General features: G+C 42.1%; 31 protein-coding genes. 5 read left to right on the top strand and 26 right to left on the bottom strand.

All coding sequences use genetic code 11. From position 1 onward, the window contains the following. The first annotated feature begins 74 nt into the window (after positions 1–74). On the top strand, positions 75–905 hold the full coding sequence (gene comER, locus FNK51_RS17845) for a late competence protein ComER (RefSeq protein ID WP_260397975.1): 831 nt from the start codon (positions 75–77) through the stop codon (positions 903–905). Between the two features lie 106 nt (positions 906–1,011). Here the strand turns inward: comER and FNK51_RS17840 are convergent, their stop codons facing one another. The 8 genes from FNK51_RS17840 to FNK51_RS17805 are packed head-to-tail and all read right to left on the bottom strand — an operon-like array spanning position 1,012 to position 6,022. Then, on the bottom strand, positions 1,012–1,752 hold the full coding sequence (locus FNK51_RS17840) for a class I SAM-dependent DNA methyltransferase (RefSeq protein WP_141994188.1): 741 nt from the start codon (positions 1,750–1,752) through the stop codon (positions 1,012–1,014). Next, the gene (gene rsfS / locus FNK51_RS17835) at positions 1,749–2,105 is read right to left on the bottom strand and encodes a ribosome silencing factor (protein ID WP_034308569.1); all 357 of its coding nucleotides are present in this window, start codon (positions 2,103–2,105) and stop codon (positions 1,749–1,751) included. Before rsfS ends, FNK51_RS17840 begins: the two co-directional genes overlap by 4 nt. Then, positions 2,105–2,677, bottom strand: a complete 573-nt coding sequence (gene yqeK, locus FNK51_RS17830) for a bis(5'-nucleosyl)-tetraphosphatase (symmetrical) YqeK (RefSeq protein ID WP_098369750.1) — start codon at positions 2,675–2,677, stop codon at positions 2,105–2,107. Before yqeK ends, rsfS begins: the two co-directional genes overlap by 1 nt. Further along, on the bottom strand, positions 2,667–3,236 hold the full coding sequence (locus FNK51_RS17825; RefSeq protein WP_141994187.1) for a nicotinate-nucleotide adenylyltransferase: 570 nt from the start codon (positions 3,234–3,236) through the stop codon (positions 2,667–2,669). The genes yqeK and FNK51_RS17825 overlap by 11 nt, the downstream gene beginning before the upstream one ends. Positions 3,237–3,247: 11 nt before the next feature. Beyond that, on the bottom strand, positions 3,248–3,538 hold the full coding sequence (gene yhbY / locus FNK51_RS17820; RefSeq protein WP_098369748.1) for a ribosome assembly RNA-binding protein YhbY: 291 nt from the start codon (positions 3,536–3,538) through the stop codon (positions 3,248–3,250). Beyond that, positions 3,532–4,374 (bottom strand): shikimate dehydrogenase, encoded by an 843-nt coding sequence (aroE, locus tag FNK51_RS17815; RefSeq protein ID WP_141994186.1) that lies wholly within the window; start codon positions 4,372–4,374, stop codon positions 3,532–3,534. The genes yhbY and aroE overlap by 7 nt, the downstream gene beginning before the upstream one ends. 20 nt (positions 4,375–4,394) lie before the next feature. Then, complete coding sequence (yqeH, locus tag FNK51_RS17810; RefSeq protein ID WP_483296127.1) at positions 4,395–5,504, bottom strand: ribosome biogenesis GTPase YqeH; 1,110 nt, start codon at positions 5,502–5,504, stop codon at positions 4,395–4,397. Then, entirely contained in the window at positions 5,501–6,022 is a 522-nt protein-coding gene (locus tag FNK51_RS17805; protein ID WP_076365171.1) for a YqeG family HAD IIIA-type phosphatase, read from the bottom strand. Before FNK51_RS17805 ends, yqeH begins: the two co-directional genes overlap by 4 nt. Positions 6,023–6,487: 465 nt before the next feature. Here FNK51_RS17805 and FNK51_RS17800 point away from each other — a divergent pair, with 465 nt between their 5' ends. Next, on the top strand, positions 6,488–6,628 hold the full coding sequence (locus tag FNK51_RS17800; RefSeq protein ID WP_034311351.1) for a sporulation histidine kinase inhibitor Sda: 141 nt from the start codon (positions 6,488–6,490) through the stop codon (positions 6,626–6,628). A 52-nt stretch (positions 6,629–6,680) separates the two neighbouring features. Here FNK51_RS17800 and FNK51_RS17795 read toward each other — a convergent pair whose 3' ends face one another. After that, on the bottom strand, positions 6,681–7,466 hold the full coding sequence (locus FNK51_RS17795; RefSeq protein WP_141994184.1) for a phosphatidylserine decarboxylase: 786 nt from the start codon (positions 7,464–7,466) through the stop codon (positions 6,681–6,683). A 136-nt stretch (positions 7,467–7,602) separates the two neighbouring features. Between FNK51_RS17795 and pssA the strand changes: the two genes are divergently transcribed. Then, the gene (gene pssA, locus FNK51_RS17790; protein WP_098369745.1) at positions 7,603–8,142 is read left to right on the top strand and encodes a CDP-diacylglycerol--serine O-phosphatidyltransferase; all 540 of its coding nucleotides are present in this window, start codon (positions 7,603–7,605) and stop codon (positions 8,140–8,142) included. Positions 8,143–8,210: 68 nt separating this feature from the next. Here pssA and FNK51_RS17785 read toward each other — a convergent pair whose 3' ends face one another. Then, positions 8,211–10,001 carry a M3 family oligoendopeptidase gene (locus tag FNK51_RS17785; protein WP_141994183.1) on the bottom strand — a complete coding sequence of 597 codons (1,791 nt, stop codon included), beginning with the start codon at positions 9,999–10,001 and terminating at the stop codon, positions 8,211–8,213. Between the two features lie 162 nt (positions 10,002–10,163). Between FNK51_RS17785 and FNK51_RS17780 the strand changes: the two genes are divergently transcribed. Then, the gene (locus FNK51_RS17780) at positions 10,164–10,466 is read left to right on the top strand and encodes a hypothetical protein (RefSeq protein WP_141994182.1); all 303 of its coding nucleotides are present in this window, start codon (positions 10,164–10,166) and stop codon (positions 10,464–10,466) included. Positions 10,467–10,661: 195 nt separating this feature from the next. Here the strand turns inward: FNK51_RS17780 and sigK are convergent, their stop codons facing one another. From sigK to FNK51_RS17740, 8 genes are all read right to left on the bottom strand, one after another. Then, complete coding sequence (sigK, locus tag FNK51_RS17775; RefSeq protein WP_034308596.1) at positions 10,662–11,384, bottom strand: RNA polymerase sporulation sigma factor SigK; 723 nt, start codon at positions 11,382–11,384, stop codon at positions 10,662–10,664. A gap of 485 nt (positions 11,385–11,869) precedes the next feature. Next, complete coding sequence (locus FNK51_RS27275) at positions 11,870–11,995, bottom strand: hypothetical protein (protein ID WP_286176875.1); 126 nt, start codon at positions 11,993–11,995, stop codon at positions 11,870–11,872. Positions 11,996–12,088: 93 nt separating this feature from the next. Next, positions 12,089–12,229 (bottom strand): YrzI family small protein, encoded by a 141-nt coding sequence (locus FNK51_RS17765; RefSeq protein ID WP_076365157.1) that lies wholly within the window; start codon positions 12,227–12,229, stop codon positions 12,089–12,091. A gap of 484 nt (positions 12,230–12,713) precedes the next feature. Further along, positions 12,714–12,980 (bottom strand): YrhC family protein, encoded by a 267-nt coding sequence (locus FNK51_RS17760; RefSeq protein ID WP_141994180.1) that lies wholly within the window; start codon positions 12,978–12,980, stop codon positions 12,714–12,716. Between the two features lie 113 nt (positions 12,981–13,093). After that, entirely contained in the window at positions 13,094–14,230 is a 1,137-nt protein-coding gene (locus FNK51_RS17755) for a bifunctional cystathionine gamma-lyase/homocysteine desulfhydrase (protein ID WP_141994179.1), read from the bottom strand. Between the two features lies 1 nt (position 14,231). Then, on the bottom strand, positions 14,232–15,155 hold the full coding sequence (locus FNK51_RS17750) for a PLP-dependent cysteine synthase family protein (RefSeq protein WP_141994178.1): 924 nt from the start codon (positions 15,153–15,155) through the stop codon (positions 14,232–14,234). A gap of 94 nt (positions 15,156–15,249) precedes the next feature. Further along, on the bottom strand, positions 15,250–15,945 hold the full coding sequence (mtnN, locus tag FNK51_RS17745; protein ID WP_098369738.1) for a 5'-methylthioadenosine/S-adenosylhomocysteine nucleosidase: 696 nt from the start codon (positions 15,943–15,945) through the stop codon (positions 15,250–15,252). A 16-nt stretch (positions 15,946–15,961) separates the two neighbouring features. After that, on the bottom strand, positions 15,962–16,600 hold the full coding sequence (locus FNK51_RS17740) for a class I SAM-dependent DNA methyltransferase (protein ID WP_141994177.1): 639 nt from the start codon (positions 16,598–16,600) through the stop codon (positions 15,962–15,964). Between the two features lie 158 nt (positions 16,601–16,758). Between FNK51_RS17740 and FNK51_RS17735 the strand changes: the two genes are divergently transcribed. Further along, on the top strand, positions 16,759–16,971 hold the full coding sequence (locus tag FNK51_RS17735) for a DUF2536 family protein (protein WP_048682770.1): 213 nt from the start codon (positions 16,759–16,761) through the stop codon (positions 16,969–16,971). A 67-nt stretch (positions 16,972–17,038) separates the two neighbouring features. Here the strand turns inward: FNK51_RS17735 and FNK51_RS17730 are convergent, their stop codons facing one another. From FNK51_RS17730 to mltG, 8 genes are all read right to left on the bottom strand, one after another. Beyond that, entirely contained in the window at positions 17,039–17,746 is a 708-nt protein-coding gene (locus FNK51_RS17730) for a YrrS family protein (protein WP_181762291.1), read from the bottom strand. Positions 17,747–17,833: 87 nt separating this feature from the next. Continuing rightward, complete coding sequence (locus FNK51_RS17725) at positions 17,834–19,585, bottom strand: peptidoglycan D,D-transpeptidase FtsI family protein (protein ID WP_141994175.1); 1,752 nt, start codon at positions 19,583–19,585, stop codon at positions 17,834–17,836. A gap of 122 nt (positions 19,586–19,707) precedes the next feature. Continuing rightward, entirely contained in the window at positions 19,708–20,184 is a 477-nt protein-coding gene (gene greA / locus FNK51_RS17720) for a transcription elongation factor GreA (RefSeq protein ID WP_034308617.1), read from the bottom strand. A gap of 305 nt (positions 20,185–20,489) precedes the next feature. Continuing rightward, positions 20,490–21,128 (bottom strand): uridine kinase, encoded by a 639-nt coding sequence (gene udk, locus FNK51_RS17715; protein ID WP_034308619.1) that lies wholly within the window; start codon positions 21,126–21,128, stop codon positions 20,490–20,492. A gap of 1 nt (position 21,129) precedes the next feature. After that, entirely contained in the window at positions 21,130–22,401 is a 1,272-nt protein-coding gene (locus tag FNK51_RS17710) for a peptidase U32 family protein (protein WP_141994174.1), read from the bottom strand. Positions 22,402–22,433: 32 nt separating this feature from the next. After that, entirely contained in the window at positions 22,434–23,363 is a 930-nt protein-coding gene (locus FNK51_RS17705; protein WP_098369733.1) for a peptidase U32 family protein, read from the bottom strand. Beyond that, on the bottom strand, positions 23,350–24,015 hold the full coding sequence (locus tag FNK51_RS17700; protein ID WP_098369732.1) for an O-methyltransferase: 666 nt from the start codon (positions 24,013–24,015) through the stop codon (positions 23,350–23,352). Before FNK51_RS17700 ends, FNK51_RS17705 begins: the two co-directional genes overlap by 14 nt. 257 nt (positions 24,016–24,272) lie before the next feature. Continuing rightward, positions 24,273–25,409, bottom strand: a complete 1,137-nt coding sequence (gene mltG / locus FNK51_RS17695) for an endolytic transglycosylase MltG (protein ID WP_098369731.1) — start codon at positions 25,407–25,409, stop codon at positions 24,273–24,275. Positions 25,410–25,704: the final 295 nt, after the last annotated feature.

Below are 25,704 nucleotides of genomic sequence, written 5' to 3'. Positions count from 1 at the left end.
GTCATAGGACAGATTAAAAATACATAGTGTTTTTAGGAGAATCAATCGCTTTAAGTGAGAGGAGTTGATCGGAATTGAAGAAAATCGGTGTTATCGGAACCGGAAATATGGGTACCATTTTAATCGAGGCATGGCTGGAGGCAAAAATATTGAATCCGGCGGATCTAATCATTACAAATCGCACGCTTTCCAAAGCATTGGTGCTGAAAGAAAAACACCCTGGTATCAAGGTTGCGGAAAGCGCAGCCGAAATCGTCCAACAAGCGGACTTTATCTTTCTCTGTGTAAAACCATTGCAAATTAACAGCCTATTACAGGGCATCAAACATCATATAAAAAGGGATCAGCTGGTTATTTCCATCACAAGCCCGCTTTCGGTCTCCCAGCTTGAATCTGCCGTGAATGCCCCTTGTGCCCGTTTTATCCCGAGCATAACGAACCGTGTGGGTTCTGGGGTATCGTTACTTAGTTTCAGCAAGAGCTGCAGTAAGGAGAAAGTGTCAGCTTTATTTGATTTGGCCTCCGCCATATCGGCACCGGTCATCATTGAAAATGATATCACCCGGGTATCTTCCGATATCGTCAGCTGCGGTCCTGCCTTTTTCAGCTATTTAGCACAAGCTTTTATTGACGCGGCTTGCCAAACGACGAAGATAGATAAAGAAACGGCTACGACTTTGACTGAGAATATGCTGGTTGGCTTAGGGGAACTGCTTGGTAAAGGGGTTTATACATTGCCGACCTTACAGGAAAAGGTTTGTGTAAAGGGTGGAATAACAGGTGAGGGGATCAAGGTTTTAGAAGCTGAAACCGGGGAAATGTTCCATCATCTTTTTCAAGCGACACATGAAAAGTTTGCAGAGGATCTTCACGAAGTTGAAAAGCAGTTCGGCCATCCTTATTAATATTCGTAATCAATAACGTTAACTCCTTCTAAAAGTATAAAAAAAGAAGAGGTCAGACCTCCGCTCGTACAGAATGATGTACGAACGGGAGCTCTTGACCTCTTTATCATTTACTGGCTACAAATAAGATTCTTTCGGTTTCCGCTGCAAGCGGAGCGTCTTCAAGATCCGCCAGAATTTCAGAAACCGTAAAACCTGCTTGCTCCAACCACTTTTTATATTGTTCAACCGGATAGGTCCGTTGGTAATGCAGCTCATCAAATCGGTCATACATACCGCTTTCGTCCCTTACGAAAAAACTTAAATCATGTTCCACACTGTAAGGTTCAACACCTGGGAAGCACTCCCATATATAGGATACTTCATCTCCATTGACAGCAAACGTATTATCACGAAAGATTTCTTCCATTTTATAAATGGAATGGACATCAAACAAAAATAATCCGCCATCCTTCAAATGTTCATGTACCCGGCTGAACGTCTTGACTATATCTTCCTCATCGCGAAGGTAGTTCAGCGAATCACAAAAAATCGTGACACAATCAAATTGGCCAAGTCCTTCGAGTTCTGCCATATTCTGCTGGAAAAGCGGAATCGATAATCCAAGCTTAACCGCTTTTTCATTAGCAACAAGAAGCATTTCATCAGATAAATCCACACCGGTGACTTCGAATCCGTGTTGCGCCAATTCAACGGTCATTTCCCCGGTTCCACACGCTAAATCCAGGACTTTCCTACCGCCAATTCCGTACTGTTCCAGCTTCGCCGTAAGGATCATCAGCCATTTTTCATAGGGTGCGTCCTTCATCAGTTCATCGTATACATAGGCAAAGCGTTCGTACGTCATGAAGTCAGTTCACTCTCTAGATCTTCAAAAGGTGCATCTCCCCATAAACGTTCGAGGTTATAGTAATTTCTTTCATCTTTATGGAAAATGTGGGCCACTACATCGCCAAGGTCAACAAGCACCCATTTCGCCTCGTCAAAACCTTCAAGACGTTTTACATTGATTCCTGATTCATCAGCTTTGCTCTTCATTTCACGAGCAATTGCTTGTACTTGTTTTTCAGAATTACCGTGGCAGATCAAAAAGTAATCCGCTACAAGGGAAATACCTTGCATGTTCAATGCCACGATATCCTCCGCTCTTTTATCATCTGCCGCTTTTGCTGCAATTACAAGAAGTTCACGTTCAGTCATTACATCTTCTCCTTCAAATTCATGATCAAATCATTATATGTCTTAAATGTGTCAGGGTAAATTGCCTGATTTCTTTTCATTAAAAAAACAACTGTATTCCTTAAAGCCTGAATGACAGCATGATCCAAATTTTGCTTTGCCGTCTGCCTGACTTCGTCGACACCGGGAAAAGAACGTCCAGGCTCAATATAGTCAGCAAGGTATACGACTTTATCCAAAAGGCTCATGCCAACCCTGCCAGACGTGTGATAGGCAATCGCATCCAAGATTTCAGCGTCCTGAATGCCAGCTTCCTTTTTCACCAAATAAGCCCCGACAGGAGCGTGCCACAGCTCCATATTGTATTCAAGTAACGCCGGGTCCATTTTTTCAGCAATTATTATTTGCTCCATTTCCTCTTTTGGACGAAATTTTGCATAATCATGGAAAATGGCAGCCAGTTCGGCTTTTTTGACGTCGGCACCATACCGTTCAGCAAGTTCAATCGCAGACTCGACCACACCCAAGGTATGAATGTACCTGCGCTCGGTTATTTGTTCTTTGACCAGCGCCAATGCTTTCTCACGATTCATATAAACCATTCCCTTTAATATACTTCACCACTGGATCTGCTATTAAATATTTCACGGTTTTCCCCGTCCTTAACTTCCTTCGTATCATGGAAGACGAAATGAACATCTGGGGGACTTTCACCATCGTGATTGGGTATACGGTCTTTTCGTTATATCCAGGGCGCTTCACCCCGACAAAATTGACCATATGCACCAGCTCGTCGATACGGTGCCAATTTGGTAAGTACTCAATCATATCTGCGCCAATTATGAAATAGAACTCATTGGTTGGCTCAAGTTCTTTCAGCAATTTTATTGTGTCATACGTATAAGATGTGCCTTTTCTTTCTATTTCAATACCCTCAATATAAAAAGATGGGTTTCCGGCTAACGCGTTTTCCAACATGGCCAGCCTGTCCATATCGGTTACTTCCTCCGATTTTTCCTTATGTGGAGGAACGTGATTTGGCATGAACCTGATTTCATCTAGCTCAAGGGCATCCAGCACTTCATTCGCTATAATTAAATGCCCGATATGCGGAGGATTGAATGTACCGCCAAGAATTCCAATTTTTTTCATAGATAGGTTCCTTAAGGTAATTTAAGTTGTTTGTTTTCTTTTGATTCTTTATACAGCACAATTGTGTTGCCGATAATCTGAACCAATTCAGCCCGTGCACCTTTTGATAAAGAAAGTCCCACATCATTGCGGTCCTCTTCACAGTTTTGCAGGATGCTGACCTTGATTAATTCACGTACTTCAAGCGCCTCACCAATTTGCTTGATGAGATTATCATTGACGCCGCCTTTACCAACTTGAAAAATTGGATTGAGGTGATGGGCCTTTGATCGTAAAAATCTTTTCTGTTTTCCTGTTAACATGTGTTACCTCCTAGTTTGTTCAAGACAATATCTGTCATTCTTGCTGTATCCGGCATAATGCCTGTCCATATCTCAAATGCGAGCGCGGCCTGGTTGATGAACATCCCCAAACCATTTTGCGTTATCGCCCCTTTTTCCCCCGCTTCACGCAGCAGTTTGGTTTGCAAAGGGTTATAGATGATATCACTGACAATTGCACCGGTTTTAAGCTGGTCGACCTTTAACGGTGAATGATCCAATTCCGGGCTCATTCCAGAAGAGGTCGTTTGGATGATTAAATCATATTGTGATAAGCTTTCTTCCGCTTCGATAATCGAGAATGCCTTCGATACTTTATCATAGGGGCAATCAGAAACAAGCTGGGCCGCTCTTTCCTTTGTCCGGTTTGCAATATCAACTTGCTTTACCCCTTCTTTTACGAGGGTAAAATAAATCGCACGCGCAGCACCGCCCGCTCCGATCACTAACGTTTTTTTAGCCTTGATGTCACCTGATATTTCATCGCATAAAGATTTAAAAAATCCTTTTCCGTCTGTATTATACCCTATAAACCGACCATTTTTGTTAACAACCGTATTTACAGCCCCGATTGCAAGGGCCAGTTCATCCACTTCATCAAGGAAAGGGATGATTGAAGTCTTATGAGGAATCGTGATGTTAAACCCTTCTATACCAAGGGCTTTCATGCCTTTCACGGCATCGTTCAAACCTTCTTTCGTCACATGAAAATGATGATAAACCGCTTCTATATTTTCTTTTTCAAATGCATCATTATGAATGTCCGGGGACATCGAATGTGCAATTGGATCTCCCATTACCCCATATATCTTTTTCATAGACTAGACGACCCCTATATTTAGATTAATGATTTGCGAACGATCACATTGACGCCCTTTGGAACATGTGCAACGATTTTCGCTCCTGGCTCATTGACCGTCACCCAGCCAAGACCAGAAAACACAATATCCATTTTACCATCTTTCAAGGAGAATTCATGTGGAATCAGCTTCGGAAACTCCTCGATTTGTTCAGGCCGTGGTGGCGTCAGTAATTCCCCGGCATGGTTTTTATACAATTCATCGGCTTTTTCCAGTTTCGTACGGTGAATATTCAATTCATTCGAAAGGTAGCAAGTCAATGAACGCCTTCCGCCTGAGACATAGTCCAACCGGGCCAGACCTCCGAAAAATAGCGTCTGCGCTTCATTCAGTTGGTACACTCTCGGCTTGATTTCCTTTTTCGGCATAATCACCTTGAAGTCCCGTTTGTCCACATAGTGAGCCATTTGATGATGATTAATGATTCCAGGTGTATCGATCAACGCCTGTTCATCATCCAAAGGAATTTCGATCATATCCAAGGTAGTCCCTGGGAAGTGGGAAGTCGTGATGATATCACTTTCTCCGCTCACTTCTTTTATAAGACGGTTGATGAAAGTCGATTTCCCTACATTCGTACATCCCACCACATAGACATCTTTACCTTTGCGATACCGCTCAATCGCATCAGCCGCTTCAAGTATGTGCTTTCCCTTTTCCGCACTGACAAGCAGGACATCAACCGGGTTAAGACCCAATTCCTTGGACGATTGCTTCATCCAATTAATCAACTTGTTCGGTTTTACGGATTTAGGCAATAAATCAACCTTATTTCCGATCAGAAGAACATCATTTCTTCCTACAAATCGATGCAGGCCAGGCAGCCAGCTTCCATTGAAATCAAAAATATCGACGATTTTGACGATTAAAGAGTCGGTTTCGCCTACTTTATTCAAGATTTTCAAGAAGTCATCGTCTGTTAAGGAAACATCCTGAACTTCGTTATAATGTTTCAATTTAAAGCAGCGCTGACAAACGATGGTCTCCTTTTCCAGAGCTGATTTAGGGGCAAAGCCCAATTCCTTCGGATCTTCAGTCTGGACCTTCACACCGCAGCCGATGCACACTAATTCTTGATGATTGTTCAATTGTGATCCTCCCATTCTATCATTCCTTTTCGTTTAAAAAACGCCATGATCTTTCTTTCAAAATAACGATTGATCCTTGTTCTGAATTCGTCGGTTTGTGCTACAGGGAGCACTAAGATCGTATGAAACCCGCCTCTGTTCCCTCCCAATACATCCGTCAATAACTGATCGCCGATTACCACCGTTTCTTCCAATTTCAATCCCATTGCCTTACGGGCTTTATGGAAAGCTCTTGCCATCGGTTTTCTGGCCTGGAAGATAAACGGAATGTGAAGCGGATCGGAAAAAGCCCGAACCCGATTTTCATTATTATTGGACACAATCGTCACTAAAATCCCATGATCCCGCATATTGTCGAACCATTTGATTAAATCGGGGGTGGCAGTTGGTCTGTCCCATTCAACGAGAGTATTATCCAAATCGGTAATGACTCCCTTAATGCCTCTTTTTTTCAATTCTTGAGGATCTATATTAAAAATGCTTTTAACATGTTCACTCGGCAAAAATAATTTAAGCATATTGACACCTCTATATTTTCGTTAAAATTTACCGTCTCCATCATATCGAATTTTCAGCACACTTTCAAAAAAAATTAGGAAAGAAGGGCTGACGGTAAAGAAACATCATAATGTATGTTTTCTGATATGGAAAGGCATTTTTCATTAAATAATGGGAAATTTGCAGGCTGACCAGAACAAAAGAACTAATTATTCATAAAAGATTTCGACAAAAATTTCATTTATTCAATCTGTGGATAACTTTACTAACATTTTCCATACTGATGTGCACCATTTCGCTCACCTTGTAAACAACTTAACCACAAGTTATCCACTTTCAACTGTGGATAACAGAACGATTGTTCTCCAAGTTTATTTCTGATACAGTAGGGGTACATCAAGGAAGACTTATCAATATATGCAAGTAAACACCAAATTATTACTCGCAATCCCAATTGGAGGTGAGCAGCCGCAAATGGCGTTCTGATGCAAAAACTATCTGATGACCTGTTGCTTGAATCCTATTTTAAAGCACAGAATTTAAAGTTGAGTACCGATTTCATCCGCCTCATAGAAACGGAAATTCATCGAAGATCCCTAACACATAAAATCCGATCAATATTTTAATATGAAATACATAGGCTGACATCAAATGTCAGCCTCTTATTTTCATTTGAAGTTAGACGGCTCTCATGAATCCAATTGTTTCACCCACACGGACATCTGCGGGAATGGATATGTTTCCTTCAAGTTCAAAACTTCCTTTTTCAAAAAGAAGAACCACTGTGGACCCAAAGCTGAAATAAGAAAATTCCTGTCCTTTTTCCAATTCATCCGATTCATCAGTAATGACGATCGAATTTATGAACATGGCCCCGACTTTCACCATTGCCAGACTTCCCGCTTCATTTTGAAGTTCAGTTATTGTCCGGTAATTTTTTGATAAAGGCTCTTTTCCATATTTCATCCCCCATTTATTAACGGGGTACGATTTCCTTCCAAGTGTCCAACGTTTGACCACGGAACCCTTGATTGGTGCATGGATCCTATGGTAATGACTCGGGCTTAAGTATAACACGAGATATTTTCCCCCTAAGTACTTTTCCAAACAAAGCTCATCCCCCAGCATTTCCTCCATTGAATATACCTTTCCCTTAACGACGATATTTTTATCAGCGCGTATCTCCCCTGAATCCTCAAGAACACCGTCCACAGGACAAGCTACCGCAGAAGGAACTGCCGTAATTGGCCTGGCATCCGCCTTTAACTGCCTGGTAAATAGCTCGTGCAGGTTAGTATAAGCTTTTACCTCCTTACCAAATTCTTGTTGATTAAGGTTGAATGTTTTTACATAAAATAAAATTAAGGGCCTGCTCCAACGAGATTGGCTAAAATGCTTTAATAAACCTGATGAATACTGACCATTCGTCAGTTCAATAAGAACGCGATACAAAGACTGAAACAAATAAAACCACTCCAAATTGTAAAATTATTCTAAAAATCCCTTGCATAAATTGTGTTAAATAAAATATTATTATATAATAAATACTTATGTTTACTATATTTTGTTTTAATTTGTTTCATTTGAAAGGAGTGAAAAGATGTTTTTATTACACGCCCTAGATCAAACCATTAAAAAATTGAAAGCACAAACAGCAAATATACTTACTTTAATTAATTTATCCCTTGGTGGATTTGCGATAATTGCCGTAATGCACGGCCAATTGAATTTAAGCCTGCTATTAATTTTCCTGGCTGCCCTTGCAGATCGCTTTGACGGTATGGTTGCTCGGAAATTCAACATTGAATCGGAATTGGGTAAGCAACTTGATTCGATGTGTGACATCATATCCTTTGGCGTCGCACCAGCTCTATTATTATACCAAGGAATATTAATAGAATTCGGAGCACCTGGCACACTCTTCACGGTTTTCTATATTGGCTGTGGCGCATTTCGTCTCGCCCGCTTCAATATAAGCGAAAGCAATGGATATTTTACAGGAGTGCCAATTACGGTTGCGGGCTGCATCGCTACTTTAAGTTATCTAGCCATCCCGTATTTCCATCCGGTCTTTTTCTTATCCCTCATGATTATATTATCATTACTTATGGTCAGTCCATTTAAACTGAAGAAAGTTTAAATAAGAAAGGCGGATGTCCTATACCGGACATCCGCTTTTTTCATTCATATTCCATCCGAAAACCCATCTTAAGCTTTTCGGACTAGGGGGTCGGTCAAACGCAAGAATTCTTCTATATCCTCCATACAGGCATTGACCGCTTCTTCCCAAAAATCCCGGGTCTTCAAATCGACGCCTAAATGTTTTTCCGCCAAATCCTCGACCTTCATGGAACCGGTATCCTTTAATAGAGCGATATATTTTTCTTCGAATCCTGCTGGTTCTTTCAGGGCATTCGCGTATATGCCTAATGAGAATAAGTATCCGAATGTGTACGGAAAATTATAAAATGGTACACCTGTAATATAAAAATGGAGCTTTGAAGCCCAGAACGTTGGATTATAATCACTTAAAGCATCGCCATAAGCTTCTTTTTGTGCATCGACCATCAGTTCATTCAACCGTTCGGCACTGACATACCCTTGTTTCCTCTCATCATAAAACCTTGTTTCGAATAAGTAGCGGGCATGGATATTCATCAATAATGCCACGGACCGCTGAATTTTATCTTCTAAAAGCACCAGCTTTTCTTCCTCACTGGCCGCTTCCTTCACAGCTGCATCCGCAACGACCATTTCAGCAAAAGTAGAGGCCGTTTCAGCCACATTCATGGCATATGACCGATTCAATGGATGGATATCCCTCATCGCATATGAATGGAATGCATGTCCCAATTCATGGGCCAATGTCGATACATTGGATGGGGTACCCGAATACGTCATGAAAATTCTTGACTGCTTATTTAATGGAAAACCGGTGCAAAAACCGCCTGGTCTCTTACCTGGTCTGTCCTCCGCTTCAATCCAGCTGTCTTCAAAAGCTTTTTGGGTGAAGTTCGCTAATTGAGAGCCGAACTTAGAGAATTGCTGTATGATAAAGTCTGCACCTTCTTGATAATCCATTACTTTGGACTCTGCTGTAACAGCGAGCGGCGCATCCAAATCCGCCCAACTTAATTTATCCAAATCCAGTAACTCCGCTTTCCTTTCTAAAAACCTCACAAGCGGCTCCTTATGATCGGCAATTACATTCCACATGCTTTCGAGGGTTTCTTTTTTCATCCTCCCTATTTCAAGAGGCTCTTTCAAAATATCATCCCAGCCCCGTTTTTCATTCACACTGAGACGGAATCCAGCCAAGTGGTTCAAAGTCCGGGCAAAAAGGTCACTTTTTTCCTCCCAAGCCTGTTCCCATGCCGTAAATAATTCTTTCCGGTTCCTTTCATCAGGATCAGAAAATTTATTCGCCGCTTGGCCTACAGAAAGCTTTTCACCCTTATAAGGGATGGTCATTGAACCGACGATCGTATCATACATTTGGCTCCAACCTTCAAAACCGTCCATAGCCAATTGGGTGATTAATGATTCTTCCTTCACGGAAAGCTTTTCCTTTGCCTTTTCCCGACGTTCATTCAATACGAACTTCAATTCATTCAATGGTTCTTTTTCGAGGATTTTTTTAAAAAAAGCATCATCAAGCTGTATCAACTTTTCATCCAGCTTGCTTAACACCATTTTAAGTGAAGCGACTATCTTCATTTGTTTGATCCGCAGCTGACCAGCTTTTTTATCCTGCGCATTTTGCGCTTCCAGGCAGCCAATGAATGCACGTGCCTGCGTGGATTTCATATTTGTATTTTTAAAAAGATCAAATGCCTTAATTAAACTGCTCTCATCATTTCCTGCTGGATTGATATTGCTTACAAGTCGGTCTAATTCTTTTACCTCGTCGTTAATTTCATCTAAAAAAATCAGGAACTCCTTAGAAGAGCTTCCTCCTTTAAAAAAGATATCCAAATCCCACGTCAAAGAATATCCCATACTAAATTGCCCCCTTTTTATCATTAATCCCATTATAGAGGTAAATTCAATATTTTTCTAATTAAAATGAATTTTCAGTATTTTTTTAGAACATTTTTCTATATCCCAGATTAAAAGCATGTTATGATGAATATATTCTTTGGAAAGGGGTGGTTGATTCATATGAAATTCTTTATTCACATGTCTGCCATCATCCTGCTCCTTTGGACACTGCCCATACAGTTCCATCATCATGCACAGCAGCTAACCATTGAGGAACATACCGATGTTCACCATTGGGATAAGGCAGATAAGAAACAGCCTTTCGTGCCTACCTTTAGTTCCTGGCAGTCTCTTATCATTATTCTCTTTTTCGAATTTTCCATTTTAAGTTTTCTTTATTTTCACTCAAATCTTCGCCGACGATATCTCGGTCCTGTTTTTTTCCAGGCGAATTACGTAGCCTTACGCTCTGACATTTTATAAAAATAATAAAATGGAGGAGTGATTCATATGTGGTTTCGATTAATTATGGTAGGGGTATTTTCTTTAACCGCTTCACGTCTGTTCCTTTTTCAGGGAATCGAGATTTATCACGCATTTGCAGATATGATCAGAAATAAATATTAAAAAAAAGAGTGCGGGGAAATTTCCCCGCACTCTCTTTGCCTTTTACCATTCCTATCCTTTGGCTTTCTTTTCCTTCTCTTTTTCTGCTCTGTAAAATTCGTGGAACATCTTCATTAAGGCACGTTTTTCAATCCTTGATACATAACTGCGGGAAATGCCAAGCTCTTTAGCGATTTCCCTTTGGGTTTTTTCCTTTTTCAAATCCAGTCCGAACCTGCCTACAATGACTTCCTTTTCGCGTTCATCCAAAATATCAATATACTTTTTCACTTTTTCAATTTCCATATTGAGCTGAATCGTATCGATGACATCTTCCGATTCCGATTTCAGTACATCGATTAAACTGATTTCATTTCCTTCTTTATCTTGACCGATCGGATCATGCAGGGAAATATCTTTCTTCGTTTTCTTTGTCGCCCGTAAATGCATCAAGATCTCATTCTCAATGCATCGCGCCGCATATGTGGCCAGCTTCGTACCCTTCCCATCCGAATAACTCTCAATGGCCTTTATCAAACCAATTGTCCCAATCGAAATCAAATCCTCTGTATCTTCGCCCGTATTCTCGAATTTCTTGACGATATGGGCAACAAGCCTGAGATTATGCTCGATCAGGATGTTACGGGCATCACCGTCCCCCTCACTCATAAGCTTCAGATATTTCTTTTCATCCTGAGATGACAAGGGCTGGGGAAAAGCATTGTTTTTCACATAGGAAACGAATAAGTAAAATTCTTTGATAATATAGCCGACAACTGTAAGTATTCCGGGCATTGGCTTCATCCCCCGTTTCTTTGGCTTCCCTATTCATACCTATGCAACAGTGGGCTTGTTCGTGCCTGTCCCACTAAAAGAAATCACGAAAGTGTTAAATGTTCAAACCAGCCTGGATGAATTCCCAAACGAACGAAGGCAAATGTTCATATAATGATAGGGAATTTTTTAGGGAAAGGGGGTTTTTGCAATGGGATATAACTATGGACCATACGCATGCAGCTATGGTTATCCGGCTCCTGCGCCTTGTTATGCAGGGTCCGGTTACGGTTACTGCTATGGTTATGGCCTGTTTATTGTCCTCCTGATTTTATTGCTCATTTTCGGGTTTTGCTGGTTGCCGGGATGTGGATTTGGTTTTGGAGGATCAGGTTCGTGCTGCTGATTCAGGCAAAGAAAAAAACTCGGCCCGAGTGCCGAGTTTTCCATTTACATATTCATTTCCAACGTTGCAGTTCCGAGTTAAGCAGCGTCATAACCATTAATCACCATACCTTCACTTTATCATGTTTCCAATGGCCTTTTCCGCTGTACATATATATACAGACCATGACAATGCTTGGGTTCACCGGCAGATCCGTTAGCCGGTATCCTTCTCCTGCCAATAGCAACGCTTCTCTCCTTTTACGTATAACCAGTTCAACATATTAACCTCCACCTTTCTTAATTTTTTTTATGAGCGGGATACCAACCTCGTATATTTTTTAGAAAAAAGGACGATGCTTCAACGCTTTATCTAGATGTTCTTCTCGAATCTTGTGGATTCTCTCCTGTTGCAAACATTCCTCGGCAGTCATTTTTTTCATTTTAATCGTGATTGTGAAAAAAAGCATATTCAGTGTCATAATATCACCTCCTTTAAGGGAGCGGCCCAACAAAAAGGCATAAAAAGGCCGCAGAAAGTTACGTCCTCCTGCGGGATTTTTTAGAAAATATAAAAAGGCCGCAGGATAAAACACTTCTCCCTGCGGCCGCTATGTCTGAATGATTAATAAAGCCAAATTGCTTTAGAAATATTCCGCTTGGCACAGGTCGAATGTTATGTGATTGTCAATTGAAACGGACCGGCTAATAGTGACGACTCCATATAGATACAATGTCATTTTCTTCGACCTCCTTTGGAATATTTTTTATTACCTGGTAAGTATATCCATAAATCCGATTTTTGTAAACGGTTTTTGCCTATTTTTTTGAAATTTCCATCTTTTTCCCCATTTTCAAGGGCTATTATTACCTAAAGTGGCAAGTAGTATGATAAATTTGCCCCTATTGGGCAACAACTTTAGAAAAACAAAAAAACCTGATTCCATTAAAGAATCAGGTTTGCTTCTATTGTTGTAAAGAGTCTTGGTCATCCATTTCGGCCAGGATCTTTTTGTATTTTTTGGATAATGAGAAAAATACTATGGACATGCCCAGGAACATTATTGTCGCTCCCATATAGACATATGTGTCAATCATCGCTTTGTCGCCAGAGGGAAGGATGGTTCCTAAATAGAAGAACGAACCCACACATAACAAAGTGATCGCAAAATATTTAAAATCGACCATTTTCGAACGCAGCAATGCAACCGTTTGTTTTTTGCGGTTTTTCATACCATTCCACCTTCTTTCAAGCTAATAAGATATCGATATCTCATTCTACCATATTTATTCCAAATGACAGGGTGTAAATAATGGCAGCCAGCTATGAAGCGGCCCCTCTCCGATTATCCTTGCAGCGCTTGTTCCAAGTCTTCCAATAAGTCTTCAACATCTTCAAGACCTACTGAAATACGAATCAACCCATCCGTTATTCCAAGCTCTGCACGGCGCTCAGCGGGAATGGAAGCATGTGTCATCAAGGCCGGAATGGAAATTAAGCTCTCCACTGCCCCCAGACTTTCCGCAAGTGTAAAGAATTTCACTTTATTCAAAACGGATTCGGCTTTTTCGGCACTGCCGACATCAAATGAAACCATACCACCGAATCCACGCGATTGTTTTTTGGCAATATCATGATTTGGGTGGTTTTCAAGACCTGGGTAATAGATTTTCGAAACGTCTTTATGCCCGGATAGGAAACGGACGATTTCAGATGTATTTTTTTCATGTTCTTCCATCCTGATTCCCAGCGTTTTAATGCCTCGCATAAGCAACCATGAATCCTGGGGCCCTAGCACGCCTCCTGTAGAGTTTTGGATGAAATGAAGGTCATTGCCAAGATTCTCATCATTCACCACGACAAGACCCGCTACAACATCGCTGTGTCCCCCCAGGTACTTCGTAGCGCTATGAAGCACGATATCGGCTCCAAGTGAAAGCGGATTTTGCCAGTATGGCGTACTGAAGGTATTATCCACAATGGTGAGGATGCCGTTTTCTTTAGCTATTTTCGATACTTCTTCCAAATCGGTGATTTTCAATAATGGATTCGTCGGTGTTTCAATGAACAATGCCTTCGTATTGTCCTTTATCTCTTTTTCGATCGACTGTATGTCACTCGTATTGATGAACGTAGCTTCCACCCCGAAACGGTTAAGCACTTTAGTGATTACCCGGAAAGACCCTCCATAAACGTCATCTGTCATCAATACATGATCACCTTGACTGAACAGCATCATGACCGCGGTCATCGCTGCCATTCCTGATCCGAAGGCGAAACCTCTTTTTCCTTCTTCGAGATCCTTGATCAATTCTTCAAGGGCATGGCGGGTTGGGTTGCCCGTACGGGAATATTCATATCCCCGATGGTTCCCCGGACCATCCTGTTTATAGGTGCTCACTTGATAAATCGGCACCGAAACCGCTCCTGTTTTTTCATCACCAAAAATTCCGCCATGGATCAATTGTGTTTTCTTTCTCATTTTATATACCTCCCTGATAAATTTTTTTGCTTAAGTATCGTTCACTGGAATCCGGAAATATGACGACGATATTCGACCCCCGGGGAGCCTTTGCTGCTTCTTTCATGGCCGCTGCAAATGCCGCACCGGAAGAACTGCCGACAAGGAGGCCTTCTTTAATCGCCAATTCCTTTACCATATGGAAAGCGTCAAAATCGCTTACCGTATGGATTTGGTCAAAATACGTTTCATCCATATAGGCAGGTAAAAATTCCATCCCGATCCCCTCTGTTTTATGGGATCCCGCCTTGCCGCCGTTTAAAATCGATCCTTCTGGTTCGACTATGACCGTTTTGACAGCAGCGTCCTTTTCTTTTAAATATCGCGATGTTCCCATGAATGTCCCGCCCGTCCCGGCACCGGCTACAAACACATCCACATCGCCTTCCATCTGTTCCCATATTTCAGGTCCCAGCGTTTTATAATATGCATCAGGATTGGATGGGTTGGCGAACTGCTGGGGACAATATGATCCCGGAATTTCAGCCAGCAGCGCCTTTGCCTTTGCGATTGCTCCTGTCATTCCTTCCTCTGTCGGGGTCTGGATCACATTCGCTCCAAGGGCACGCATCAATTCCTGTTTCTCGGCACTGAATTTCTCCGGAACGCAAAATATCACGTCCACTCCACTGTTTATCGCAGCCAACGCCAAGCCAATCCCAGTATTTCCGGCAGTCGGTTCGATGATCGTCCCGCCCTTTTTCACCTTCCCTGTCTGTAACGCTTGGGCTAACAGTTCTTGACCAAGCCGATCCTTCACACTGCCTCCCGGATTAAAGTATTCGAGTTTGGCAAAGATACGGACCTCATCCGGAAGCGGGAAATGGGTGATTTCCATCATCGGCGTTTTCCCTATCAACTCATGAATGTTTTGAAAGACTTTCATATTCGGACACCCTTTCATAGTTATCCTACCAATTTAATAAGAATTATGCAATAAAGAATGATCAGCAGAAAGGCTTCCGCTGATCACTTACCATTCATTTCATTTTTTCAACCATTTTCAAAATCAGTGCCGCTGAATGAAGAGCCGCAGTTTCCAGGAATTTATCAAAGGAAATATTGGACTCTTTACCTGCGATATCCGAAAGGGAACGAATGATGACAAACGGTGTCTTGAATTGGAAGGCTACCTGTGCAATGGCTGCCGCTTCCATTTCCACCGCGTATAAATCAGAGAATTTCCCCCTGACGAATTCAACCCTGTCAGGATCATTCATGAAAGAATCCCCCGTCACGATCAACCCTTTTGCCACTTGTATATCCTCGATTTCTTTTGCTGCTTCTTCCGCTATTGCGAAAAGCTTCTCATCCGGAGTGAAAGCTGCAGGCAGCTGAGGGACTTGACCGTATTCATATCCGAAAATCGTCACATCGACATCATGGTGGCGTACTTCCGAGGAAATGACCACATCCCCTACATTAAGTGCTGGATGATAACCGCCGGCAGAGCCAGTATTGATGACCGCATCCGGTTTGAATTTTTCTAACAGGATCGCTGTGGACATTGCCGCATTCACTTTACCGATTCCCGATTTAAGCAAAATGACCTCGACACCATTCAGTGTGCCTGTATTGAACTCGGAACCGGCAATGGTCACCTGCTCCAAACCTTCCAATTTATCACGTAAAATCGTAACTTCTTCTTCCATTGCTCCGATTATGGCTACCTTCATTAGTAAAAACCTCTTCCTATAATTTTTCCGCCTCCATAATCCAGACAAATTGATTGCAGCGCTCGAAGTTCACTTTATATCCATTTACTTCAAGCACTTTTTCCAAAAAAGGAATCGTAGTATAATATTCCGTTTGCAAATCGTTTGCCAAATTATGAAAGCCTGCCTGCCTTGCATCTTGAATCGCTTGTTCATGCGCTTCCCTTGATTGATACATCGTATCCGCAAACACTATTTTACCACCAGTATTCAGTAACTTTCCATATTTGGCTATAGCTTTTTCTTTTTCTTCATCTGTTAAATGATGAAACGCGTACGTACTCACAATCGAATCAACCTGTTCCGGCTTCGGAAAATCGATAAAATCGCCATCCACAATTTCTGTTTCTCCGTCCAGCTTGCTTACCGCTATTTCCCTCATCGCGGGTGAAGGTTCTATTCCCGATACCTTCAGGCCTTTCTTCAAAAGCCTTTCCGTCAAATTCCCGGTACCTACTCCGAACTCCAGCACATGGCCATGAGCTCGATCTGTGACGCTGTTCAATATGTTATCATAATGTTTAAAAACCTCTTGATACTCAATATCGTGTCCACCAACCGTATCATCATACGATTTCGACCACTCTTCAAATAAATCTATAAATTCTCTGCCCATTTTTAATCACCTTTTATGATAAGATAATAAAACCTATAAGCATAATATGAAATAAACACAGAAACAGTTCTTGTTTTTTAGGCAAATCATTCATTCGGTTCAGATTCATCCAAAATGGTGTTAAACTAACAGTATCTGAATGTTGGAGGGGAACAGTCATGAGTTTTCAACTCGACTTAAACTTATTTGAAGATAAAATAGAATTTTTCGAGGCAGAAAGCATTAAGAATCTTGAAGAAAAAATCCAATCACAAATTGAAATCAATAAAGCGATCATGCTTCAGGTGGAATCCGTGTCACACCAAATGTATGTAAGTGAGGAAGGCAGACGTTTTTATAGTGCAGTCGTCCACTTTAAAGCAAAAAAGTGATCACCATGAAAAAACCCCCGAAAAGTGGAATTCCTTTCGGGGGTTTTCGTTTATACATTTTTGACCATTACCTTTTATCGTTTGTCTTCAGCTCTTCGACTTTTACAGGTTTCCAACCTGATCCGTCCACCCATTCAATATAAACGCGGTAGGTTTTAGGATTATCTCCTTCAGAAACGGTACCGATTGCCGTGCTGGGCGAACCGCCGTTTTGCAGCCACCATAGCTTCATGCTGCCTTCATCGATTCCAGCTCCGCTTGCTATGGCTTTACTCATTTCATTCCAATCGACCGAGCCCTTTTCAAAGCTTGTAGTGTGATCCCCGGATTGCTCAGTTCCTACTGGTTTCCAGCCCTCACTCGTATATGTTGCCGCAACATTGCCATCTCCGCTGCCTTCCACTTCCACAAGTTCGGCATCTCCCGCTTTTTCTGAATCTGCACCATCTTCAGCCTTCTGTTCTGCATCTTCCTCTGTTGCTTTACTATCTTCTTCTACTGCATCTTCTTCTTTTGCTTCACTATCTCCTACTGCGTCTTCCTTCTCTGAATCCGTTTCTTCCTCTTTCCCAGCAGGCTTGTCCGCTACTTTCCCCGAATCTGTATCGGCGATTTGCTTCGGTTCAGTCGTAGCTTTTTTTGTTTCGGTGCCATCATCACTTAAGAAAATCGTGACTGCGACAATGACGATTAAAATGGAAACGATGGTGATTGCAATATTATATATTTTATTTACTTTTCTTTTTTGATCTCTCTGATTAAAACGTGAGCCCAAGGTCCATTCCTCCCTTACCATTTCTTACTGACTCATTTTAACATGATTTAGCCAGAGATAGAAGGGAAGGGTTTCCTACACCTTTCGTCAATTCTCGCTTTTGTCCTGGTCCTTGGAGTACAGGACTTTTACAATATCTGAAAAAAGAGGCGTCATGCTGGAACTGTTTTCCTTCGTTTCAAAACTTACGGTAACAAGAGCATATTTGGGATCTTTATATGGAAAGTAGCCCGCAAACCATTTATTCAGCTGCCCCTTTTTGATATTGGTCTGAGCCGTTCCAGACTTGCCAGCGACCTCCACAGGCAAATCTCTCAAGGAAGCGCCCGTCCCTTTCTCTTCCGTCACGACCTTCCTAAGAAGATGCTGCATCTTCATCGTTGTATATGGAGACAGTGTATCACCGCCAATAGTTTGATTGGGAAAATCGACTACCGTCGTACTATTGTTAAATTCGACCTTGGAAACGGCTTTGACCTGTTCCTTCTTGCCGCCGCGGGCAATCGTTGCCATCATATTCGCTATCGCGAGCGGTGTCGTTTGGACATCCTGCTGGCCAATTGCTGTTTTGGCAATCATTTTAGGATCTTTTTTTAAATCGTCATCATGCCAGACCTTCCCGGTTTGTTCTTGATGCAATTGGGTGACTTCAGTGTGATAGACGTCCCCTTGCCAGCCCGATTCACCAACCAGCCCTAACATTTTTGCATATTTGTCCAAAAATTCCGGATCCTTCTCTGCTATTTCCTGTGACAATTCGGCAAACGTCCTGTTGCAGCTCTGGGCAAAGCTATTTTCAAAATTAAGCATGCCCAGTTCCCTCTGTTTATCCGTTTTGCCGTCTATCGTCAAATTACAATTAAATGTCCTGGTGGGACTAGCCGCTTCATAATCGATGGCCGCTGCTGCCGTGACCGTTTTAAAGACGGAACCCGGCGTTTTTTGAGTCAGCATCATATTGACGGCCCCTTCGCCATTCGGATCTTTTACATTAAGTGCCGGACGTGATACCATTGCGACGATTTCACTTTTTTCGATATCGATCAGTACGAGACCGCCTTTTTTTATCCCGCGTTCATCGACGAGCTTCTCCGCTTTCTCCTGAATTTCTTTATCGATCGTCGTCACGACCTTCACCGGGTAAAGCGGATTTGCAGGTTCCACATATTTAACATCTACACCGAACATTGGGCCTCCACTGGCGTCCACGTGAAAAACGAGCTTCGATTCCCCAGAGGAAAGCAAGAACTCATCGAAGGTCCTTTGCAGCCCCGTATTGCCTATTTTCGTTTCAGGAGATAAATTCATGTCCGGATAACGTTTTTTCTTTTCCGCATCTGATATATTCGTCGTTCCGATCAATTGCGCTGCAGGGGTTTGATCAGGATATAATTTCTCATTCACGGCAAAGACCCCGGGAATCTTCAATTCATTGATTGCCTTGGATTGACTGGACGTCAACTCTATCGGTTCATCTCCGCCAAATACGAATGGTTCATCCGCTTGTTCTATCGCCCGTTTTAACTCCGCTTCCGATTTGCCTATTATCGAGGCCACTTCATCTATGGGCCATGTCATTTTTTTTAAAAATGGAAATAGGACGAGCGTCGGGATTTCTTCATGTGCAAGCGGTTCTCCATTTCTGTCATAAAACTTTCCGCGTCCATCATCAATCTTTAATATTTGTGAACGCTGATTTACGCTTGCTTCTAACAGGTTCACATCATGCTTTGAAAAAGATTCTGTCGATACAAGTTGGATATAGGCAAGCCTGCCTAAGAGCATCAGCATGAAAGTGGTCAAAAAAACAGCCAGCAACCTCATTCGTTTCTTTTTCATAAAATACACCTCGTAACCATTGTTGACGAGGTGCAAATTTTTAAACAATTATGAACAAATTTAACGCGGCACTTTTCCGATAAAAAAGAGGATGCCCCATGGACACCCTCTTTTGCTTTTATTTAGTCGATGGATACGATCTTCACGCTCATTTCGCCGCCAGGTGTCATGATCGATACCTTGTCGCCGACCCTTTTCCCTATCAGGCTTTTCGCGATCGGGGAATCATTGGAGATTTTCCCTTCGAATGGGTCCGCTTCAACGCTTCCTACGATGGAATATGTTTCTTCGTCACCATTTGGAAGTTCTACGAATGTTACCGACTTCCCTAGTGAAACTGTATCTGTATTCGAATCATTGCCTTCAATGATTTTTGCATTACGGATCATGTTTTCGATTGTTGTAATGCGTCCTTCAACGAAAGCCTGCTCTTCTTTTGCGGAATCGTACTCTGAGTTCTCGGAAAGGTCCCCAAAACTGCGGGCGATTTTGATTCTTTCCACCACTTCTTTACGTTTAACCGTTTTTAACTGTTCCAGTTCCTGTTCAAGCTTTAACTTACCTTCTTTAGTCATTGGATATTCTTTTTCAATTGCCAAAACCCTTCACTCCTTCAAATTCTTTACAGCAAGCTTTCGCTGTGACAAGTTTATGTACTATATAGTGCTTAACCCTGAAATCGAGTCAAAATATATAATTGCGCGACTTAAAAAGTACACGCTTCGATACTAAGAAACAATCCGTTCCTTAGTATATAAACCGACTGCGGTGAGCAGCCGGTTCGTTCTGTATCAAGAATAGAGTATTGCGTTTTCCAACATTTGTCCAGTCTTTCCCAATAAATAAATGGGATTATTTAAATAAACGGAGGAAAATGGCACCTATCATTATTTATGCTATGTTATTACAAAAAAGACTTTTGTTCAAGGATTGTTTGAATTTTTGTCACCATAAGGTCAATCGCCACATGGTTCTGACCGCCTTCTGGTATGATGATGTCGGCATAACGCTTCGTCGGTTCTATGAACTGATTATGCATCGGACGGACGACACTGATGTATTGCTCGATGACGGAATCTATGGATCGGCCGCGTTCTTTAATATCACGGGTCATCCGACGAAGGATCCGCAAGTCTGCGTCCGTATCAACATAAAGCTTCATATCCATCAGGTCCCGGAGGCGCTCATCCTCCAGCACAAGAATCCCTTCAAGGATGATGACATCCTGAGGCTCAACTGTGATGACTTCTTCTGAACGCGTATGGATCGAATAATCATAAACCGGTTTTTCTATCGTTTCATAACGCAGCAATGCGTTAATGTGATCGATTAGCAAATCATTATCAAATGCAAGCGGATGATCATAGTTCGTTTTCAAGCGCTCTTCAAAAGGCAGATGACTTTGATCTTTATAGTAATAATCTTGTTCGATCATCAAGATGGAATGTCCTTGAAAGAATTCAAAAATGGAACGGGTAACACTTGTTTTACCTGATCCCGACCCTCCGGTAACTCCGATGACCACTGGTTTCTTTCTTGTCATATCAATTCTCCTTCCGCATCATATTGTTCACATGAACTCTATTATCTACTTGAATGCGGACAATTTGAAGCGGATGGCGGGCTGCCTCCAGCTCCTTACCTGACTCATCCCAGATCGTACCGATTTTTTGAGTGAAGTTTTCGATTTCCGGTCCAAAAAACTCCACTTCATCCCCAGGCTTGAAGAAATTACGTTGCTGCATGGTAACGATTTTAGTTTCCTCGTTGTAATCAAGCACCAATCCTGCGAAGTCGAAGCGAGTCTTTACGGTATGATTCCCGAACATTTGCTGTTTATACCCAGGAATTTCCCCTTCCATGAACGATGATGCCGTCTCACGGTTCGCACATTTATCAAGCTCTTCCAGCCATTCTTGTTTAATCTTGAAATTGTCAGGATCGGCACAATACGCATCAATCACTTTACGATAGACGCTGACAACTGTTGCAATATAATGAATCGATTTCATTCTTCCTTCGACTTTTAAGCTGTCTATGCCAATTTCAATCATGCCTGGCAGTGATTCAATCAGCTTCAAGTCTTTTGGACTCATTGCGAATGGAGCATCTTCTTTATCGAATAAAGCCTTTTCCCCGTCTTGATCCAACTCATATAAATCATAATCCCAACGGCAAGACTGACAGCAGCCGCCGCGGTTCGAATCACGTGCCGTCATATGGTTTGAAAGGGTGCAGCGTCCAGAATAGGCAATGCACATGGCCCCATGAACGAAAGCCTCGATTTCGATATCGACCTTCTCCTTCATTTCACGGATTTCATCAGCACTCGTCTCACGTGCCAAAACAACACGCTCCAAGCCTTCTTCTTTCCAATACTGAACAGCCTTCCAGTTCGATAGCGATTGCTGCGTGCTTAAATGGATCTCGACGTTCGGAGCGACCCTTTTACATGTTTCAATGATTAATGGATCGGCGACGATGATACCATGAACCCCAGCCTCCTGAAGACCTTCCAGGTATTCATCCAGACCATCGATATTTTCATTATGCGCGAAGATATTTGTGGTTACATATACTTTAGCTCCATACTTATTAGCGAATTCGACGCCTTCCTTCATTTCCTCAAACGTGAAGTTGCCGGCATTGGAACGAAGACCATATTCCTGACCGCCAATGAACACGGCATCCGCACCGTAATGGACGGCAATTTTTAATTTTTCAAGGTTGCCGGCCGGAGCTAGCAATTCCGGTTTTTTTACAATGACTCTCTTTCCATCAATGATCTTGGAAATTTTATCAGCAATAGCATTCAAGGCTATTCCTCCTCTTTCTCTTACCCTTTTCTTTAATAAACCGATTCTTTAAAGAAGAACCCGGTATCCAACTCACGGTTATCCGGCTGAATCGCTTTGACTTTTTCAAAAAGTTCCGATTTCACATCATCATAGCGGTCAGGGTCTTCAGCACATACGTCAATCGCTTCCCGATATAACTTTGTCATTTCAATGATATATTCCGGTGTTTGTAATAATCCTTCGATTTTCAGTGAATCGATTTCCGCTTCAATCAATTCCTGAAGTTCATCGATCATGCACATATCATTCGGACTCATGATATGTGTACCATTTTCATCTTCATAAATCGGATATTTATTTTCACGTTCCTTATCATGCAAGAACATATTTCTATGTTCCTTCCGATTTTCCACTTCCAATGCCTTGCCTTGGTATTCAAAGTAATTACCAAGAAGCGTACGTTTCGATTGGAACATGCATGTCATGCCATGCACTTGGACTTCAATCTCCACTTCGGCATTTTCCTTCATTTCCACTATCTCGTCCAGACTTATCTCACGGGCAGCAACGGCACGGACAGCACCGCGTTTCCCCCAATAATTACATGTGTACCAGTTCGTTACCGTCATCTCTGTATTCCAGTGCAGGGGCATTTCAGGTGCCACGGCACGGACAGCCATCAAGACTGCGGGATCACCGAATATGATCCGGTCGGCACCAGCCTCTTTAAGGAATGTGACATACCCTTCAAGCTCGTCCACTTTTTCATTATGGAAAATGGCGTTCATGGATACGTACACTTTCTTGCCCGCGGCATGTGCAAGCTCAATCGCCTTCTCTACATCTTCACGTTTGAACTCCCCTGCCAGCCTTAGCGCATAACGTTGTTCGCCAATGACGAAGGCGTCAGCGCCAGCATCGATGAGTTCTGTTATATGGTCGACACTTGTCGGAGTCACAAGTAATTCAGGCTTTTTCATTTTTGTCACCTCTATGTTTACTAATGGCCACACCATCACCAATCGGCAAAATTACGGTATCGAAGTTGGGATGGTCATGTAACCAGATGTTAAAGTCCCTGATTTTTTTAATAAGAGCTCGCTTTCTTCTCGTCATTTCCATTTCTTCAATGTTTTCGGCAACCAAGCCTTTGAATAAAACATTATCAGTAATGATAATGCCAGCACCAGCAAGGAATGGTTCAAACAGTTCAAAGAACCGCTTGTACTGCCCTTTAGCTGCATCAACGAAGATGATATCAAACGGACCATGTTCCATCACTTTCGGTCCCGCTTCAAGGGCATCCCCTTCAATGAGGGTGATCCTTTCCGACAGTCCCGCTTTCTCGAAGTTAGCCCTTGCCTGCTCAATACGGGCTTCATTCCGTTCAAGTGTGACGATTCGAGCTTCCGGAAGGGTCTCAGCCATCCTAATGGCCGAATAGCCAATTGCCGAACCTACTTCCAATATCCTCTTTGGCTGATGAAGCCTTAAAATCTGAAGCAGCACCTCAATGCCTTCGGGCTCCATGATCGGCACATTATTTTCCATCGCAAAATCTTCCAACTCCTTAAGCAAACCCGTACGCTCCGGAATTAAGGAATGAAGATATTGTTCTATTTTTCCGTTCAAAACGTTTCCTCCATTTATAAGGAAAACAAAAGCGCTTGGTCAGTAACATGAAAAAACTGATTGGACAATTTCTTCACAAGGAGCTGAAACAAGTATGCTTGACGATCTACATTTCCTTATCTTTCAAAATAAAACCCGGCATTCGCCGAGTTACGTCACCGATAAGAATCGGATCAAAAATTCACTTGTACTATTCTATCATAAAAACAAGGGGAAAGTAATATCTCTCCCCCCACAGTCTCATTGCTATTTTTTATTTATTTATTGGAAATATGCTCTGCCTTTTTGTTATTGTGGTCATCCAAGGTCTTGGAGTAAAGGACTTCCCCTTCAGGTGTAGCCAAAAAGTACAGATAATCCGTTTTCTCAGGTTTCAGTACCGCATCGATCGATGTCGTTCCGGCATTGGCAATCGGTCCTGGCGGCAGCCCCTTGTTCTTATACGTATTATAAGGGGATTTCACCTCAAGGTCTTTATAATACACCCTGCTCTTATGTGAACCCTTCGCATACAAAACGGTCGGATCAGTTTGAAGCGGCATACCTTCCTCAATACGATTGTAAAAGACAGAAGCTATTTTTCCGCGATCGACTTGCGCCGTCGCCTCTTCTTCGACAAGCGAGGCGAAGGTCAGCATCTGGTGTACGGAATAATCGTTCTTGTCCATTTGGCTCTCGTAAGCCTGCAATGTTTCTTCGGTTTTCTTCAGCATCTCGATGACGATCGATTCCAGGGTCGGCTTTTCCTCATAAAAGTCATAAGTAGCCGGGAAAAGGTACCCTTCAAGCGGATATAAAACCTTTTCATTTTCAATTTCCGAGGTCAAGAGCTGCGGAAATTTCTCTTGCATGGTATTTACGAACTTTTTATCATTCAATTTCTTAAAGACCTTTTTCGGATCTTCACCCGTCTTCACTGCGATGATATCAGCAATTTGGATAAGCTGCTTTCCTTCAGGAATGGTTATCTTCATTGCAGCTTCCTTCATGAGTTTTCCGGTTTTGATGCTTGTGACGATATCTTCAATTGGCATGGAAGGTGATAATTTATACTCCCCTGCCTGAAAACCGGATTCATTGCGGAATTTAATATAATATTTGAATACGCGTGCGTCCTTGATTATTCCCTGCTCTTCAAGCAGCGTTGAAATTCCGTTAACGGAAGAACCGATTGGGATTTTCACTTTCTTGATGGTATCATCATCCGGATCGACTGGTTTCATGGCTGAGTTGATATATAAAAAGCCCACAAGACCAACTATCCCAATTAGTAAAATAAGCGAAGCTACCGTAATCATGATGATTTTACGAACCAGCTTGGCTTCTCCTTGCTGTTCTAACAATTTCATTCGGATATGTTCCTTTTTAGATAATTTTTTATCTTTTTCATCCATTTTCATTCCCCCTGCAAACTCACACCAACTACAGCAATGGTTTCTAGATGATGCTTTCTCTAATTAATCTTTGCTTCGAACATTATACTAAAATCAACAAATAATTACATGTTTTTTGCAAAACTACATTGATCAATACTCTATTTATGGCAAAAATGCACTAGTTTTGTCAATATACAGGTGTAATTTAATAGGAAAATAGTGATATCTTTGTCTACAGTTTTTTTGAGGGTATGTTGATTTTCACTCCAGGCACTCACTTTGACGCGTTTTTCCCGCAGGAGTCTCGCACCTT

The organism is Bacillus sp. B4EP4a, from assembly GCF_006680105.1.
Classification (GTDB): domain Bacteria; phylum Bacillota; class Bacilli; order Bacillales; family DSM-1321; genus Peribacillus; species Peribacillus simplex_E.
This window is presented reverse-complemented; position numbering and strand designations above follow the sequence as displayed.